Genomic DNA, 16,241 nt, shown 5'->3' with positions numbered 1-16,241 from the left:
CGGCAGGCGCGCGTCAGGGCGTGTCGGCCCGCAGTTGGAAGTCGATGTATTCGTAGGCGATGCGCTGCGCCTTGCCGGTATCGAAGGCGGCGCCGACCAGGCTGCCGCGCAACCACAGGCCGTCGATCATCGCGGCCAGCCCGCGCGCGGACTGGCGCGCCTGCGCCCGCGGCAGCGCCCGGTTGAACTGATGGCACAGGTTGGAGAACAGGCGCTGATCGTTGGCCCGCTGCAGCCGCGCCAGTTCCGGCTGGTGCATGCTCGCGGCCCAGAAGGTCAGCCAGACGCGCATGGCCGCGCCGTTGACCTGGCTGTCGTCGAAATTGCCATCGACGATGGCGCGCAGTTGCGCACGCGGGGTTTCCTCGGACGCGCCGCGGCAGCGCGACACCGCGGCGCGCAGATCGCGCAGGATCTGCCGCATCGCGGCATTGAGCAGGCCGTCCTTGTCGCCGAAGTAGTGGGCGACGATGCCGCTGGAAAGCCCGGCCTTCCTGGCGATGGTGGCGACGGTCGCATCGGCCATGCCGATCTCGTCGATGGTCTGGAAAGTGGCACGGATCAGCTGCTCGCGGCGGATCGGTTCCACGCCTTTCTTGGGCATCGCGGCTCCACGGTCTTCGATCCCACGGGATCGGCTGGCGGCCATTATGCTTTTTATTGATTGAACGTTCAATCAATAAACCATACGATGCACCCGCCCCCACGCCATGGGCCCGGTTTCCGGTCCGGCCTTGCCCATGCGCCCATCCGGACCGATGAGACAACTGCATGTCTTTCCAGGCTCCTCCCAAGCGCTCGGCCCTGCGCCTGAATCGCTTCGTGTTCTTCAGCGCATCGCTGTCCATCGGCGTGCTCGGGCTGCTCACCGCGCTCTTCCCCGAGGCCAGCGAACACTGGCTGCAATGGGCGCAGGCCGGGGTGTCGGCCGGTTTCGGCTGGTGGTACATGGTGTTGATCGTGGCGTGCCTGGGGTTCGTGCTGTGGCTGGCGGCTTCGCCGTACGGGCGCATCCGCCTGGGCCGCAACGACGAAGTGCCGGCGTTCGGCTACGTGGCCTGGGTGTCGATGCTGTTTTCCGCCGGTATCGGCATCGCGCTGCTGTACTACGGTGCCTACGAGCCGCTGGATCATTTCCTGAGCCCGCCCGGACAGCCTGGCGGCACCGCGGCGGCCGCGCGCGAGGCGCTGGTGCTGACCTTTCTGCACTGGGGGCTGCACGGCTGGGCGCTGTACGCGCTGGTGGGCGTGGCGCTGGGGTATTTCGCCTATCGCCGCAACCTGCCGCTGGCGTTGCGCTCGGCATTGCAGCCGGTCTTCGGCGACCGCGTGCATGGCCGCATCGGCGACATGGTGGATGGCTTCGGCATCCTGGCCACGCTGATCTCCATGGTCACCAACCTGGGCATCGGCGCGCTGGTGCTGCAATCGGGCCTGGTCTACCTGTTCGGCCTGCCCAATACCCCGCAGGTGCTGGTGCTGATCGTGCTGGCGATGATGGCGGTGGCGACGCTGGGCGTGGTCGCCGGGGTGGAGAAGGGCATCGCCTGGCTGTCCAACCTCAATGTGCGCCTGCTGTGCGTGCTGCTGCTGTTCGTGCTGTGCACCGGGCCGACCCTGCACCTGCTGGACGGCCTGGTGCAGAACACCGGCGACTATCTGGCCGCGTTCGTGCGCAAGAGCTTCGAGATGTATCTCAACGATCGCAACGGGCGCACCTGGCTCGGCTCGTGGACGCTGTTCTATTGGGCGTGGTGGATCGCCTGGGCGCCGTTCGTGGGGCTGTTCGTCGCCCGGATCTCGCGCGGCCGCACCATTCGCGAGGTGATTCTGGGGGTGTTGCTGATCCCGCTGGGTTTCACCCTGGCGTGGTTGTCGATCTTCGGCAACACCGCGATCGATCTGGTGCTCAACCATGGCCAGGCGGTTCTGGGCCAGGTGGCGCAGCACGATGCGGCGATGACCCTGTTCAAGCTGCTGGAATATCTGCCCGCCGCGCCGTACGTGGCCGGCGCCGCGGTGGTGATCGGCTTCGTGCTGTTCCTGACCCCGGTGGATTCGGGCACCTTGATGATCGCCAACCTGTGTACGCGTCGGGTCGAGGGCGGCACGGAGGACGAGCACGATGCGCCGATCTGGCTGCGCGTGTTCTGGGCGGCGGGCATCACGGTGGCCAGCATCGGACTGTTGCTGGCCGGCAACTTCACCGCGATGCAGACCGCGGTGGTGCTGTGCGGCCTGCCGTTCTCGTTCATCCTGGTGCTGTACATGATCGGCTTGCTGCGCGCCTTGCGCAGCGACGAGGACGCGCCCTGAGCCACCGCGCAGCGCCCCCGCGCAGTCGCGGGGGCCGGGCTTCCGCTGTCGCAAACCGCCGGGTCGATCAGCGCGCAGCCAACTGCCGCAGCACGTACTGCAGCAGGCCGCCGTGGCGGAAGTACTCCACTTCCTTCGGCGTCAGCAGCATCACCGCCACCTCGAACGTCTGCACGGCGCCGTCGGCCTTGGTCGCGCTGACCTGGGCGCGCTTGCTGGCGCCGTCCTGCAGGCCGGTGATCTCGAACACCTCCGAGCCGTCCAGGCCCAGCGACTGCGCGTTCTGGCCCTGCAGGAACTGCAGCGGCAGCACGCCCATGCCGACCAGGTTGGAGCGGTGGATGCGCTCGAAGCTCTCGGCGATCACCGCCTTGACCCCGAGCAGGTTGGTGCCCTTGGCCGCCCAGTCGCGCGAGGAGCCGGTGCCGTACTCCTTGCCGCCGATCACCACCAGCGGCACGCCGTCGGCCTTGTACTTCATCGCCGCGTCGTAGATCGCCAGCTTTTCCGGCTGGCCGCCACCGGGCGGGTGGTACAGGGTGTTGCCGCCTTCCTCGCCGCCGAACATCAGGTTCTTGATGCGGATGTTGGCGAAGGTGCCGCGGACCATGACGTCGTCGTTGCCGCGGCGGCTGCCGTAGCTGTTGAAGTCGGCCGGCTGCACGCCGCGCTCCTGCAGGAAGCGGCCCGCCGGCGAGTCCTTCTTGATGTTGCCGGCCGGGGAGATGTGGTCGGTGGTGATCGAATCGCCGAACAGGCCCAGCACGCGCGCGCCGTGCACGTCCTCGATGCGGCCGACCTGCATGGTCATGCCGTCGAAGTAGGGCGGGTTCTTGATGTAGGTGGAGGCGCCGTCCCACGCGTATAGCTCGCCATCGGGCGAGGCGATGGTGTTCCAGCGGCTGTCGCCCTTGAACACGTCGGCGTAGTTCTGCTTGAACATTTCCGGGCCGACCGTGGCGGCGATGGCGTCGCCGATCTCCTTGTTGCTCGGCCAGATGTCGCGCAGGTACACCGGCTGGCCGTCGCTGCCGGTACCCAGCGGGTCGCGGGTCAGGTCGATGTCGGTGGTGCCGGCGATGGCATAGGCGACCACCAGTGGCGGCGAGGCCAGGTAGTTCATCTTCACTTCCGGATGCACGCGGCCTTCGAAGTTGCGGTTGCCCGACAGCACCGAGGCCACCACCAGGTCGTCCTTGGCGATCGCCGCGGAGACGTCCTCGGGCAGCGGGCCGGAGTTGCCGATGCAGGTGGTGCAGCCATAGCCGACCACGTAGAAGCCGAGCTGCTCCAGGTCGCGCATCACCCCGGCCTTCTTCAGGTAGTCGGTGACCACCAGCGAGCCCGGCCCAAGCGAGGTCTTGACCCACGGCTGCGCCTTCAGGCCCTTGGCCACGGCATTGCGCGCGAGCAGGCCGGCGCCGAGCATCACCGCCGGGTTGGAGGTGTTGGTGCAGGAGGTGATCGCCGCGATCACCACCGCGCCGTCGCGCAGCTGCCAGCCGGCGCCGCTGGCCTCGGCGTCCTGCGCATGCGCCGCCTGGGCGCCGACCGCAGTGCCGCCGCCTTCGTTCTTGAGCCGGTCTTCCTGCACGGCATCGCTGCGGCGCTTGGCGCGCGCGTCGGCGAACGGCACCAGGCTGTCGCGGTAGTTGCGCTGCATGTCTTCCAGCAGCACGCGGTCCTGCGGGCGCTTGGGGCCGGCCAGCGACGGCTTGACGTCGCCCATGTCCAGTTCCAGGACGGCGCTGTATTCGGCATGCGCGCTGTCGGCGTCGTGCCACAGGCCCTGCGCCTTGGCGTAGGCCTCGACCAGCGCGATCTGCTCCTCGCTGCGCCCGGACAGGCGCAGATAGGTCAGCGATTCGGCGTCGATCGGGAAGATGCCGCAGGTGGCGCCGTACTCCGGCGCCATGTTGCCGATGGTGGCGCGGTCGGCCAGCGGCAGGTGCTGCAGGCCGTCGCCGAAGAACTCGACGAACTTGCCGACCACGCCGTGCTTGCGCAGCATCTGCGTCACCGTCAGCACCAGGTCGGTGGCGGTGGCGCCTTCGGGCAGCTTGCCGGTGAGCTTGAAGCCCACCACCTGCGGGATCAGCATCGACGAGGGCTGGCCGAGCATCGCCGCTTCCGCCTCGATGCCGCCCACGCCCCAGCCGAGCACGCCGATGCCGTTGATCATGGTGGTGTGGCTGTCGGTGCCGAACACGGTGTCCGGGTAGGCGATCGCCTCGCCGTCGCGCTCGCCGGTCATCACTACCCGTGCCAGGTGTTCCAGGTTGACCTGGTGCACGATGCCGGTGTTCGGCGGCACCACCTTGAAGTTGTCGAAGGCCTTCTGGCCCCAGCGCAGGAAGCCGTAGCGTTCCTTGTTGCGCTGGAATTCGATCTTGCCGTTGAGGTCCAGCGCGTCGGGCTTGCCGAACACGTCCACCTGCACCGAATGGTCGATCACCAGTTCCGAGGGGATCAGCGGGTTGATCTGCTCCGGGCGTCCGCCGAGCTTGACCACCGCATCGCGCATCGCCGCCAGGTCGACCACGCAGGGCACGCCGGTGAAGTCCTGCAGCACCACGCGCGCCGGCATGAAGGCGATCTCGGTGTCGGGTTCGGCCTTGGGATCCCACTTGGCCACTGCCTCGATGTGGTCCTTGCCCACGGTCACGCCGCCGTCTTCGTGGCGCAACAGGTTTTCCAGCAGGATCTTCAGCGAGTAGGGCAGGCGGGCGATATCGAAGCGCTCGGCGAGCTTGGGCAGGCTGTAGTAAGCGTAGCGTTGGCCGTTGACCTCGAGCGAGGCGCGGGTGGAAAAGGAATCGCTCATCACGGAACTCCTATGGCGTCGCGGCTGTAGGGACTGCGGTCATTCTGACCGATTCAGTGTGTATGGCAGGTGTGACCGCCGCTGTATGCGGGCTTGAGTATGACGCTTCAAGTATGTAAAATTCGTACATACCTTGCGGAGCCCGTCCCATGGAAGCCACTGTCGCCGAACGCGGTCAGATCACCCTGCCGAAGGCCGTGCGCGATGCGCTGGGCCTGAGCAAGGGCACCATCCTGAAGGTGGAACTGGACGGCGGCCGGATCATCCTGCGCAAGAGCGTGGACGATGCCATCTCGCGCGCCCGCGGCCGCTTCAAGCTCGACGGCTTCGCCAGCACCGACGAGGCGATGCGCGCGATCCGCGGCCGCGCCCCGGGCGATCCGTTCGAACCCGAGCCCGACGCCGGCGCATGATCGCCATCGACTCGTCCGTGCTGGTGGACCTGCTGGCCGACGGCCCGCAGGCCGATGCCACCGAAGCCTGCCTGCGCCAGTGCCTGAGCACCGGCCCGGTGGTGGTCTGCGACATCGTCCTGGCCGAAGTCTGCAGCGCGCTGCGCGACGGTGCCGAGGCCTTGTCGGTGCTGGAGGACATGAGCATCCGCTTCAGCGCGCTGGAGGCCAAGTCGGCCTTGCGCGCCGGCGAGATGCAGCGCCGCTTCCGCGCCCGTGGCGGCAAGCGCGAGCGGGTGGTGGCCGATTTCCTGATCGGTGCGCATGCGCTGCTGCAATGCGATGGCCTGATCACCCACGACGACCGTTTTTTCCGCGATTACTTCAAAGGCCTGAAGATCATCGTCCCCAAGCCTGCCGGCTGACGCCGCGCCGCCGCTACCGCACATCCCCACCGTATTTTTCCGGAGAACCCGCATGTTGGAAGCCTATCGCCACCACGTTGCAGAGCGCGCCGCGCTCGGAATCCCGCCGCTGCCGCTGAGCGCGCAGCAGACCGCGCAGGTCATCGAACTGCTGAAGAACCCGCCGGCCGGCGAGGAGCAGTTCCTGGTCGAGCTGCTGAGCCAGCGCGTGCCGGCCGGCGTCGACGACGCCGCCAAGGTCAAGGCCTCGTACCTGGCCGCGGTCGCCTTCGGTAGCGAGACCACCCCGCTGATCTCGCCCACCCGCGCCACCGAACTGCTGGGCACCATGCTCGGCGGCTACAACATCCATCCGCTGGTCGAACTGCTGGACAACGCCGAGCTGGGCGCGGTCGCCGCCGAGGGCCTCAAGCACACGCTGCTGATCTTCGACGCCTTCCACGACGTGCAGGAAAAGGCCGAGGCCGGCAATGCGCACGCCAAGGCCGTGCTGCAGAGCTGGGCCGAGGCCGAGTGGTTCACCAGCAAGCCGGAAGTGCCGCAGAGTCTGACCATCACCGTGTTCAAGGTGCCGGGCGAGACCAACACCGACGACCTGTCGCCGGCGCCGGACGCCACCACCCGCCCGGACATCCCGCTGCACGCGCTGGCGATGCTGAAGAACAAGCGCGACGGCGCGCCGTTCGAGCCGGAAGAAGACGGCAAGCGCGGCCCGATCCAGGCCATCGCCGACCTCAAGGCCAAGGGCCACCTGGTCGCCTACGTCGGCGACGTGGTCGGTACCGGTTCCTCGCGCAAGTCGGCGACCAACTCGGTGCTGTGGTGGACCGGCGAGGACATTCCGTACATCCCCAACAAGCGTTTCGGCGGCGTGTGCCTGGGTTCGAAGATCGCGCCGATCTTCTACAACACCATGGAAGATGCAGGCGCTTTGCCGATCGAGCTGGACGTGTCGCAGATGGAGCACGGCGACGTGGTCGAACTGCGTCCGTACGAGGGCAAGGCGCTGAAGAACGGGCAGGTGATCGCCGAGTTCGCGATGAAGTCGGACGTGCTGTTCGACGAAGTGCGTGCCGGCGGCCGTATCCCGCTGATCGTCGGTCGCGGCCTCACCGCCAAGGCGCGCGAGTTCCTGGGCCTGCCGGCCTCGACCCTGTTCCGCCTGCCGATGGACCCGCCGGACACCGGCAAGGGCTTCTCGCTGGCGCAGAAGATGGTCGGCCGCGCCTGTGGGCTGCCGGAAGGCCAGGGCATGCGCCCGGGCACCTACTGCGAACCGAAGATGACCTCGGTCGGCTCGCAGGACACCACCGGCCCGATGACCCGCGACGAGCTGAAGGATCTGGCCTGCCTGGGCTTCTCCGCCGATCTGGTGATGCAGTCGTTCTGCCACACCGCGGCGTATCCGAAGCCGGTGGACGTCAAGACCCACCACACCCTGCCGGAGTTCATCTCCACCCGCGGCGGCGTGTCGCTGCGTCCGGGCGACGGCGTGATCCACAGCTGGCTCAACCGCATGCTGCTGCCCGACACCGTCGGCACCGGCGGCGACTCGCACACCCGCTTCCCGATCGGCATCTCGTTCCCGGCCGGTTCCGGCCTGGTGGCCTTCGCCGCCGCCACCGGCGTCATGCCGCTGGACATGCCCGAGAGCGTGCTGGTGCGCTTCAAGGGGCAGATGCAGCCGGGCGTGACCCTGCGCGATCTGGTCAACGCGATCCCGCTGTACGCGATCAAGCAGGGCCTGCTGACCGTGGCCAAGCAGGGCAAGAAGAACATCTTCTCCGGCCGTATCCTGGAGATCGAAGGCCTGCCGGAGCTGAAGGTGGAGCAGGCGTTCGAACTGTCCGACGCCTCCGCCGAGCGGTCGGCCGCCGGCTGCACGGTGCGCCTGAACAAGGAGCCGATCGTCGAGTACCTGACCAGCAACATCACCCTGCTGAAGTGGATGATCGCCGAAGGCTATGCCGACGCGCGTTCGCTGGCGCGGCGGATCAAGAAGATGGAGGAGTGGCTGGCCGACCCGCAGCTGCTCGAGCCCGATGCGGACGCCGAGTACGCGGCGGTGATCGAGATCGACCTGGCCGACATCCACGAGCCGATCGTGGCCTGCCCGAACGACCCGGACGACGTGAAGACCCTGTCCGACGTCGCCGGTGCGGCGATCGACGAAGTGTTCATCGGTTCGTGCATGACCAACATCGGCCACTTCCGTGCCGCGGCCAAGCTGCTGGAAGGCAAGCGCGACATCCCGACCCGCCTGTGGGTCGCGCCGCCGACCAAGATGGACGCCTCGGAGCTGACCAAGGAAGGCCACTACGGCACCTTCGGTGCCGCCGGCGCGCGCATGGAAATGCCGGGCTGCTCGCTGTGCATGGGCAACCAGGCGCAGGCGCGCGAGGGCGCCACGGTGTTCTCGACCTCCACCCGCAACTTCCCCAACCGCCTGGGCCGCAACACCAACGTGTACCTGGGCTCGGCGGAACTGGCGGCGATCTGCTCGCGCCTGGGCCGCATCCCGACCAAGGACGAGTACATGGCCGACGTGGGCGTGATCAAGACCAGTGGCGAACAGATCTATCGCTACATGAACTTCGATCAGATCCAGGACTACCAGGACGTGGCCGCGACGGTCGCGGCCTGATCGCCCCGGCGATGCGCTGGCGCGACGTGCCGCCGATGCGGCACGGTCGCAACGAAGAAGCCCGGCACTGCCGGGCTTTTTCGTTGGTGTCGCCTGCGCTGCGTACGACGGCGGGTTCGCCGCTTGCCTGCGCTAGGCCTGTGGTGCGGACGCTCGCCCCTGCAGCCAGTGTTCCAGCGCCGCCGCCGGCAGCGCCGGCGCGAACAGGAAGCCCTGCAGCACGCGGCAGCCCAGCCGCGCCAGGAACGCGCGTTGCGCTTCGGTTTCCACGCCCTCGGCGACCGTGTGCATGCCCAGGGTCTCGCCGATCCGCAGGACCGAGGTGGTCAGCGCCCGCGAGGTCTGGCAGTGCTCCAGGTCGCTGACGAAGCTCATGTCCAGCTTGAGCTCGTTGACCGGCAATTGGTGCAGATGGCTGAGGCTGGAATAGCCGGTGCCGAAGTCGTCCAGCGACAGCAGCACGCCGCTGGCCTGCAACTGGCGCAGGTTGGCCAGCACCGCGTTGGTGTTGGAGAGCATGACGCTCTCGGTCATTTCCAGTGCCAGATCGGCCGGTTGCAGGCCGGACGCGGCGAGCAGGGCTTCCACCCGCGTGGGCAATTCGGGGTCGGCGAAGTTGTTCGCCGACAGGTTCACCGCCACGCGCGGCACCGCGATGCCGCGCAGACGCCAGTCGGCCATCTGCCGGCAGGCTTCGCGCAAGACCCACTGCCCGAGCTCGTCAATCAACCCGCATTCTTCGGCCATCGGTACGAACCGCGCCGGCGAGATCGCGCCGAGATTGGGATGTTCCCAGCGCAGCAGCGCCTCCACGCCGTACAGCGCGTGCGGCGCCTGGCTGTCCAGTTGCGGCTGGTAGTGCAACTGCAGTTTGTTGCGATGCAGGGCGTCGCGCAGCGCGGTCTCCATTGCCACGCGTTCCTGCGCCATGCGGTTCATGTCGGAACTGAAGTAACGCACGCTGTCGCCGCCTTCGTGCTTGGCCCGGAACATGGCCAGGTCGGCATGGCGCAGCAAGGTCTCGATGTCGCGGCCGTCGTCGGGGAACATGGCCACGCCGATGCTGGCGCTGGGGTGCAGGGTCACCTGGCCCACCACCAGCGGCTCGGCCAGCACCAGCAGCAGGCGCTCGGCGACGCCGGCGGCCTGTTCGACGCTGCAGTTCGGCAGCATCAGCACGAACTCGTCGCCGGCCTGGCGGCCGACCAGATCGGTCAGGCCCAGGGTGTCGCCGATGCGCTGGGCGATGTCGCGCAGCAGGCCGTCGCCGGCGGCATGGCCCTGGGTCTCGTTGATGCGCTTGAAGCGGTCGAGGTCCACGAACAGGATCGCCACCGGTGCGCCCTGATGCTCGGCGGCGGCCAGCGCCTGCTCGGCGCGGGCGCTGAACATCACCCGGTTGGGCAGGCCGGTGAGCGAGTCGTAGAAGGCGAGCTGGTGCACGCGTGCCCTGGTCTGCTCGCGTTCCAGCGCCAGGGCGCACAGATGCACGCAGAGCTCGATCAGGCGCAGGTGCCAGGCCAATGGCTCGCGTACCTGCCGATAGCACAGCGCGAAGCTGCCGAGGACGCGACCGCTGCTGGACTTGATCGGGGTGGCCACGCAGGTGCCCAACTGCACATGCTGCACCAGCCCCATGTAGTCGGCGAACAGCGGGTCGGTGTGCGGGTCGAGGACCAGTACCTGCTTGCCGCGCCAGATCGAGGTGGCGAGGGCGCCGGCACGCGGTCCGGCGCGCATATTGTTCATGGTCTCGCCGAACCGCGCCGGCATGCTCGGCGCCGCCAGCGGCTGCAGGCAGCCGCTGCCGTCCACACTCACGATCGCGGCCATCAGTTCCGGCGCGATGCGCTCGACCTCCTTGCAGATCAGCGTGGCGACCTCGATCAGCGGCTGTTCGCGGACCAGCGCATCCAGCACGTTCTTGTGCAGCACCTCGTGCATCTTGCTCTGGGTGATGTCGGTGAACGAGAGGATGTAGTGCTGTTGGCTGCCATCCTCGCTGGCGATGGGGGTGGCCACCAGGGTGGCCCACAGCGGGGTGCCGTCCTTGCGGTAGGCGAGGATGTCGGTCTGGTGGCCGAAACCGGCGCGCACGCGCTCGCGGGTGTGCTGCACGGTCTGCATGTCGGTACCGGGGCCGGCCAACACGTTGCTCGGCAGATGCCCCAGCACTTCGCTCTCGGCATAGCCGAACACCTGGCTGAAGCCGGCGTTGACGTAGAGGATGTTCAACTCCGGATCGCAGACGACGATGGCGGCGTCGCTGGAGTCCAGTGCCAGCGACAGCAGTCGCATCCTGGCGTCGCGGGCGCGCTCGGCGCTGATGTCGCGCACGAACAGCACCTGCAATTGGCTGTAGTGCTGCGGTGCCCGCGCCGCGCTCACCGCCAGCCAGCGCGCTGCGCCATCGTAGTCGCGCAACAGCAGCTCGTAGCTGCCGCTGCCGCCGTCGTGCAGGCAATGCGCGAGGAAGTCGTCGCGCACGTCGGCATCGGCCAACTCGCCGAGCGGACGCCCCAGCACCTGCGCGCGGGGACGGTTCCACAGCGCCTCGGCGGTGTGGTTGAAGGCGACCACGCGCGCCTGCATATCGACGATCAGCACGCCTTCCGGCGCGTACTGCAGGCAGTGCAGCAGGTCCAGTTCGGAACGGGCCGATGCCACCCGCGCCGCCTCCACGCTGACGTCGCTGGGCACGCTCGACGTTGTGACGCGGCGGCCCGGCATGGTGTCAGCGCGCGTGCACGGACAGCGCGATCAGGCGCTCGGCGATCTTGTCCAGCGGCAAGACCTCCTGCGCCGCGCCCAGGCGGAAGGCGGTGCCGGGCATGCCCCAGACCACGCTGGTGGCCTCGTCCTGGACCAGGGTGCTGGCCCCGGCCTGCAGCATTTCCAGCAGGCCGCGCGCGCCGTCGTCGCCCATGCCGGTGAGGATCGCGCCGATGGCGTTGGCGCCGGCGTTGCGTGCCACCGACTGGAACAGCACGTCCACCGCCGGCTTGTGCCGGTTGACCGGCGGGCCGTCGTCGATCTTGCAGCGCCAGCGCGCACCGTCGCGGATCACCTGCAGGTGTTTGCCGCCGGGCGGCAGGTAGGCGTGGCCGGGCAGGATCGCTTCGCCTTCGCTGGCCTCGCGCACGGCCATGGCCGAGTGCCGGTTGAGGCGGTCGGCGAAGGCGGTGCTGAAGCCGGCCGGCAGGTGCTGGGTCATGACCACCGCAGGCGCATCGGCCGGCATCCCTTCCAGCACCACGCGCAGCGCTTCGGTGCCGCCGGCGGAGGCGCCGATGGCGATCAGCCGGTCGGTGGTGCGGAACTTCAGCGAGGACACCGCGGCGGGCGTGGCGGTGGCGCCGGCCGGTTTCGGCGCGGCCGGCCGGTCCAGGGCGCGGACCTTGGCCTTGGACGCGTTCTTGACCTTGGCGATGATCTCTTCGGCGTACTCCTCCAGCCCGCGGGCCACGTCGAGCTTGGGCTTGGAGACGAAGTCGACCGCGCCCAGCGACAACGCCTGCAGGGTGGTGTCGGCGCCGCGCTCGGTCAGCGAGGAGATCATCACCACCGGCGTGGGCCGCAGCCGCATCAGGTTTTCCAGGAACGCCAGGCCGTCCATGCGCGGCATTTCCACGTCCAGGGTGATCACGTCCGGATTCAGGCGCTTGATCTTCTCGCGCGCCAGCAGCGGGTCGGCGGCCGAGCCGACCACTTCCACGCCGGGCGCGCCCGACAGGATTTCGGTAAGGATCTGTCGCACGACCGCCGAGTCGTCGACGATCAGCACGCGGCAAGGGGCTTCCAGGCTCATTCGAACAACTCCACGGCACCGGTGACGGGGGCTTTGGCGAGACGGGCGCGCACCGCCGACTCGGCCGCGGCGATTTCGGCTTCCTCGTGCGCGTGCGGCAGGCGCTGCACGACCACGCGGCCGGTAGCGGGGAAGAACCAGATCTTGCGCGGATGGATGCCGCGCAGATCCTCGGCCACCACCGGGATATGTTCGGCCTTGAGGTAGTTCAGCACGAAGTCGGCGTTGCGCGTGCCGACCGGATTGTTGGTGAAGCCCTTGAGCACGTTGCCGCCGCCGAACACCTTGGCTTCCAGGCGGTTGCGGGCGGCGCCGCGCTTGAGCAGGTCGTTGATCAGCACTTCCATCGCATAGCTGCCGTAGCGGGCCGGCGCGCCGTCGCCGCTCTGGCCGTCGGGCAGCATGAAGTGGTTCATGCCGCCGATCTTCAGCAGCGGGTCGCGGATGCAGGCGGCCACGCACGAACCCAGGATGGTGGTCAGCGCGGTGTCGTCGTCCACCACCAGGTACTGGGTCGGCAACAGCTTGGCCGCCATCGTCTGGAAGCGCGTGTCGTGATAGCGCATCACCTGGTCCAGGGCCATGGCCGCGGCGCTCATGCGCGATCCTTCTGCGCCCGGCGATACAGCGTGCGGCCGCAGGGCTGGATCAGGTCGGCCGCATGCAGATAGTTCTCCGAATGGCCGGTGTAGAGCATGCCGTCGTCGTCCAGGTGCGGAATCAGCCGCGACAGGATGCCGCGCTGGGTGGGTTTGTCGAAATAGATCATCACGTTGCGGCAGAACAGCGCCAGGTACGGGCCGGCGACGTCGTAGCGCGGTTCCAGCAGGTTGAGCTGGCGGAACTCGAGCAGGTCGCGCAGCGCCGGCAGCACCCGGCAGTGGCCTTCGTTGGCGCCGCTGCCGCGCTGGAAATACTTACGCTTGAGGGCGGGATCGAGGCTGGCGACGCGTTCCAGCGCGTAGACGCCGCGCGAGGCGGTGGCCAGCACCTGGGTGTCGACGTCGGTGGCCAGGATCCGCACCGGCGGGGTCAGCGTGCCGAACGCTTCGCAGGCGGTGATCGCCAGCGAGTAGGGCTCCTCGCCGGTGGACGAGGCGCAGGACCAGATCTTCAGCGGCGCCGCGCCGGAGTGCTTTTGCAACTCTTCACGCAGCCGCTCGAAATGGTGCGGCTCGCGGAAGAACGAGGTCAGGTTGGTGGTCAGCGCATTGGTGAACGCCTCCCATTCGTCGCCGCCGTCGCGCTCCAGCCAGTCCAGGTAGTCGCGGAACGAGCGCAGGCCCAGCACGCGCAGGCGCCGCGACAGCCGGCCGTAGACCATGTCGCGCTTGGCCGGGGCCAGGGCGATGCCGGCCTTCTGGTAGATCAGGTCGCAGACCCGCTTGAAATCGCGGTCGCTGAAGTCGAAGTCGCGATTGTCGGAACCGGAGGAGGGCGAAGCGGGAGTCTGGATGGCCATGGTGCGCAGCGATGGTCGGTCAATCGGGTTATCGGCCGGGAACGGACGAAATTGACAGCCGGCAGTCAGGAAAGAGCGCCGGCGGTGGCGTGCGGGCTCAGAATTCCTGCCACTGGGCCTCGCTGGCGGCGGCGCTGGCGGGGCGCGGGCGCGCCGCCGCCGCACGGGGCCTGGCGCGGGCCGGGGTCGGCGCGGCTTGCGCCGTCGGCGCGTTGGCGGCCACGCCGTGGTAGGTGTCCAGCTTGAAGGCGGCGATGGCCGCGCCCAACTGGCCGGCCTGTTCCTCCATCGAGCGCGCCGCGGCGGTGGCTTCTTCCACCAGCGCGGCGTTCTGCTGGGTGGTCTCGTCCATCTGCACCACGGTCTGATTGACCTGCTCGATGCCGGCGGACTGCTCCTGCGAGGCGGCGGCGATCTCGCCCATGATGTCGGTGACGCGGCGCACCGAGGTCACGATCTCGCTCATGGTGCGGCCCGCCTGGTCGACCAGGGCCGAGCCTTCGGCGACGCGGCCGACCGACTCGTCGATCAGCGTCTTGATCTCCTTGGCGGCATTGGCCGAACGCTGGGCGAGGGTGCGCACCTCGGTGGCGACCACGGCGAAGCCGCGGCCCTGATCGCCGGCGCGCGCGGCCTCGACGGCCGCGTTCAGTGCCAGGATGTTGGTCTGGAAGGCGATGCCGTCGATCACGCCGATGATGTCGGCGATCTTCTTCGACGAGGCCTCGATCCCGTTCATGGTGGTGACCACGTGGCCGACCACGTCGCCGCCCTGCGAGGCCACCGCGGCGGCACCGGCCGCAAGCTGGTTGGCCTGGCGTGCGTACTCGGCGTTCTGCTTGACGGTGGAGGTCAGCTCCTCCATCGAGGCGGCGGTGCGCTCCAGGCTGGCCGCCTGCTGTTCGGTGCGGCGCGACAGGTCGCCGTTGCCGCTGGCGATCTCGGTGGAGGCGACATTGATGTTGGCGGCGGCGGCATGGATGCGGCCGACGATCGCCGCCAGCTGCGCGGCGGTGGCGTTGGCGTCGTCGCGCATGCGACCGAACACGCCATGGAACTCGCCGTGCATGCGCGCGGTCAGGTCGCCGGCGGCGATGGCCCGCAGCAGCGTGGACAGCTCGCCCAGGTTGCGGTCGCTGACCTCCATCATCGCGTTGAGATCCTGCACCATCACCCGGAACCCGTACTGGAAGCGTTCCGGGTCGCCGCGCGTGCCGAAGGCGCCGGCCGCGGCCGCCTCCGCCAGTTGCTTGATCTGCTCGCTCATCGCGGTCAGGTTCTGCTTGGCCATGTCCATGGTTTCGGTGAGCACGGCCTTCTCGCCGGGCAGGCGGTCCATGTCCTCGGACAGGTCGCCGATCGCATAGCGCTGGATGATCTGCAGCAGGCGCATCTTCACCGCGATGTGCGAGGCCACCAGTTCGTTGGTGCCCTTGACCATCTGCCCGTACTCACCGGGGAAGGCGTTCTCGTCCATGCGGTAGCTGATGGTGCCGCACGCGTGCTGCCGGGCCATCTCGTCCTGGGCGCGGATCACGCTGTGGATGCGCGAGCGCATGATCAGCATATCGTCCATCAGCTCGCCGATCTCGTCCTTGCCGTGCGGATAGGTGGCGCCCTCCAGTTCGCCGCGTGCCACCGCCTGCGACAGGCGCTTGGCCGCATGCAGCTGGCGTGCCATCCCGCGTGCGATCAGCCAGGCGGTGATGCTGGCGAACAGCACGGCCAGCCCGAGCAGCGTCACGATCAGGGTCTTGGTGTTGGCCAGCTGGCTGTCGGCGCGCTCCATCTCCCGGTTCAGTTCGGCGACGTTGTACTGGGTCAGCGCCACGATGCGCTCGAACAGGGTCCGGCGCAGCGTCCGCGACTGGGTGTCGGAGATCTTCTGTGCGCCCGCCACGTCGCCGGCGCGCAGCGCCGCACCCATCTCGGTGTTGGCCTGCAGGTAGGCCTTCAGCGTCTCCTGCACGCCGGCGTACATCTGCATCTGCTTCTGGTCGCGCATCATCGCGGCGATGACCTGCTGGTTCTTCGCCACCTCCGTGCGCACCTTCTGCATGCGCTTGAAGTAGTCGGCCTGGGCCTGGGGATCGCCGGCGCGCGACAGTTGCGCCAGTTCGTAGGTACGGAATTCGCCCAGTTGCGCGCGCACCTCGGCCAGTGCCTGGGTCGCCGGCACCCAATCGTGCTGGATGTGCGTGAGCTCGGCGATGGACAGGTTGGTCCGGGAGTAGGTAAAGCCTCCCAGCACGACCGTCAGCAGCGTGGTCACGGCGAAGGCGAAGATCAGCTTGTCGCGGATTTTCAGGTGCGCAAGTACGTTCATGGGCATTCCATGTGCAGCAGCGGTTGAAAAAAGGCAGGGCGGCC

At 68.3% G+C, this 16,241-nt stretch carries 11 protein-coding genes; 4 read left to right on the top strand and 7 right to left on the bottom strand.

Annotation, left to right across the window (positions count from 1 at the left end):
- Positions 1–13: 13 nt before the first annotated feature.
- Complete coding sequence (betI, locus tag CEK68_RS05945; protein ID WP_152238840.1) at positions 14–604, bottom strand: transcriptional regulator BetI; 591 nt, start codon at positions 602–604, stop codon at positions 14–16.
- Positions 605–771: 167 nt separating this feature from the next.
- On the opposite strand from betI, the gene CEK68_RS05940 reads away from it, so the two are divergent.
- Positions 772–2,316, top strand: a complete 1,545-nt coding sequence (locus CEK68_RS05940; RefSeq protein WP_152238839.1) for a BCCT family transporter — start codon at positions 772–774, stop codon at positions 2,314–2,316.
- Positions 2,317–2,383: 67 nt separating this feature from the next.
- Here CEK68_RS05940 and acnA read toward each other — a convergent pair whose 3' ends face one another.
- Positions 2,384–5,140 carry an aconitate hydratase AcnA gene (gene acnA / locus CEK68_RS05935; protein WP_152238838.1) on the bottom strand — a complete coding sequence of 919 codons (2,757 nt, stop codon included), beginning with the start codon at positions 5,138–5,140 and terminating at the stop codon, positions 2,384–2,386.
- Between the two features lie 149 nt (positions 5,141–5,289).
- Here acnA and CEK68_RS05930 point away from each other — a divergent pair, with 149 nt between their 5' ends.
- The 3 genes from CEK68_RS05930 to acnB are packed head-to-tail and all read left to right on the top strand — an operon-like array spanning position 5,290 to position 8,601.
- On the top strand, positions 5,290–5,553 hold the full coding sequence (locus tag CEK68_RS05930; protein ID WP_010343322.1) for an AbrB/MazE/SpoVT family DNA-binding domain-containing protein: 264 nt from the start codon (positions 5,290–5,292) through the stop codon (positions 5,551–5,553).
- The gene (locus CEK68_RS05925; protein WP_017908728.1) at positions 5,550–5,957 is read left to right on the top strand and encodes a type II toxin-antitoxin system VapC family toxin; all 408 of its coding nucleotides are present in this window, start codon (positions 5,550–5,552) and stop codon (positions 5,955–5,957) included. The genes CEK68_RS05930 and CEK68_RS05925 overlap by 4 nt, the downstream gene beginning before the upstream one ends.
- 52 nt (positions 5,958–6,009) lie before the next feature.
- Positions 6,010–8,601, top strand: a complete 2,592-nt coding sequence (gene acnB, locus CEK68_RS05920; protein WP_152180622.1) for a bifunctional aconitate hydratase 2/2-methylisocitrate dehydratase — start codon at positions 6,010–6,012, stop codon at positions 8,599–8,601.
- A 132-nt stretch (positions 8,602–8,733) separates the two neighbouring features.
- Here acnB and CEK68_RS05915 read toward each other — a convergent pair whose 3' ends face one another.
- The 5 genes from CEK68_RS05915 to CEK68_RS05895 form a co-directional block, all read right to left on the bottom strand.
- The gene (locus tag CEK68_RS05915) at positions 8,734–11,331 is read right to left on the bottom strand and encodes an EAL domain-containing protein (RefSeq protein ID WP_152238837.1); all 2,598 of its coding nucleotides are present in this window, start codon (positions 11,329–11,331) and stop codon (positions 8,734–8,736) included.
- Positions 11,332–11,335: 4 nt separating this feature from the next.
- A complete protein-coding gene (locus tag CEK68_RS05910) occupies positions 11,336–12,409 on the bottom strand; it encodes a chemotaxis response regulator protein-glutamate methylesterase (RefSeq protein WP_152238836.1) in 1,074 nt (357 codons plus the stop codon).
- A complete protein-coding gene (gene cheD / locus CEK68_RS05905; RefSeq protein WP_017908723.1) occupies positions 12,406–13,008 on the bottom strand; it encodes a chemoreceptor glutamine deamidase CheD in 603 nt (200 codons plus the stop codon). The genes CEK68_RS05910 and cheD overlap by 4 nt, the downstream gene beginning before the upstream one ends.
- The gene (locus CEK68_RS05900; protein WP_152238835.1) at positions 13,005–13,871 is read right to left on the bottom strand and encodes a CheR family methyltransferase; all 867 of its coding nucleotides are present in this window, start codon (positions 13,869–13,871) and stop codon (positions 13,005–13,007) included. Before CEK68_RS05900 ends, cheD begins: the two co-directional genes overlap by 4 nt.
- 97 nt (positions 13,872–13,968) lie before the next feature.
- Complete coding sequence (locus CEK68_RS05895) at positions 13,969–16,197, bottom strand: methyl-accepting chemotaxis protein (protein ID WP_152238834.1); 2,229 nt, start codon at positions 16,195–16,197, stop codon at positions 13,969–13,971.
- Positions 16,198–16,241: the final 44 nt, after the last annotated feature.

The sequence above is a fragment of the Xanthomonas sp. LMG 12461 genome, from assembly GCF_009192935.1.
Lineage (GTDB): Bacteria > Pseudomonadota > Gammaproteobacteria > Xanthomonadales > Xanthomonadaceae > Xanthomonas_A > Xanthomonas_A sontii.
This window is presented reverse-complemented; position numbering and strand designations above follow the sequence as displayed.

Bases quoted from the DNA above. Each gene is read 5' to 3' on its own strand.
- CEK68_RS05910 (WP_152238836.1), bottom strand. From the start codon at position 12,409: ATGAGCCTGGAAGCCCCTTGCCGCGTGCTGATCGTCGACGACTCGGCG.
- CEK68_RS05930 (WP_010343322.1), top strand. From the start codon at position 5,290: ATGGAAGCCACTGTCGCCGAACGCGGTCAGATCACCCTGCCGAAGGCC.
- CEK68_RS05940 (WP_152238839.1), top strand. From the start codon at position 772: ATGTCTTTCCAGGCTCCTCCCAAGCGCTCGGCCCTGCGCCTGAATCGC.
- CEK68_RS05915 (WP_152238837.1), bottom strand. From the start codon at position 11,331: ATGCCGGGCCGCCGCGTCACAACGTCGAGCGTGCCCAGCGACGTCAGC.
- CEK68_RS05925 (WP_017908728.1), top strand. From the start codon at position 5,550: ATGATCGCCATCGACTCGTCCGTGCTGGTGGACCTGCTGGCCGACGGC.
- CEK68_RS05900 (WP_152238835.1), bottom strand. From the start codon at position 13,871: ATGGCCATCCAGACTCCCGCTTCGCCCTCCTCCGGTTCCGACAATCGC.
- acnB (WP_152180622.1), top strand. From the start codon at position 6,010: ATGTTGGAAGCCTATCGCCACCACGTTGCAGAGCGCGCCGCGCTCGGA.
- acnA (WP_152238838.1), bottom strand. From the start codon at position 5,140: ATGAGCGATTCCTTTTCCACCCGCGCCTCGCTCGAGGTCAACGGCCAA.
- CEK68_RS05895 (WP_152238834.1), bottom strand. From the start codon at position 16,197: ATGAACGTACTTGCGCACCTGAAAATCCGCGACAAGCTGATCTTCGCC.
- cheD (WP_017908723.1), bottom strand. From the start codon at position 13,008: ATGAGCGCCGCGGCCATGGCCCTGGACCAGGTGATGCGCTATCACGAC.
- betI (WP_152238840.1), bottom strand. From the start codon at position 604: ATGCCCAAGAAAGGCGTGGAACCGATCCGCCGCGAGCAGCTGATCCGT.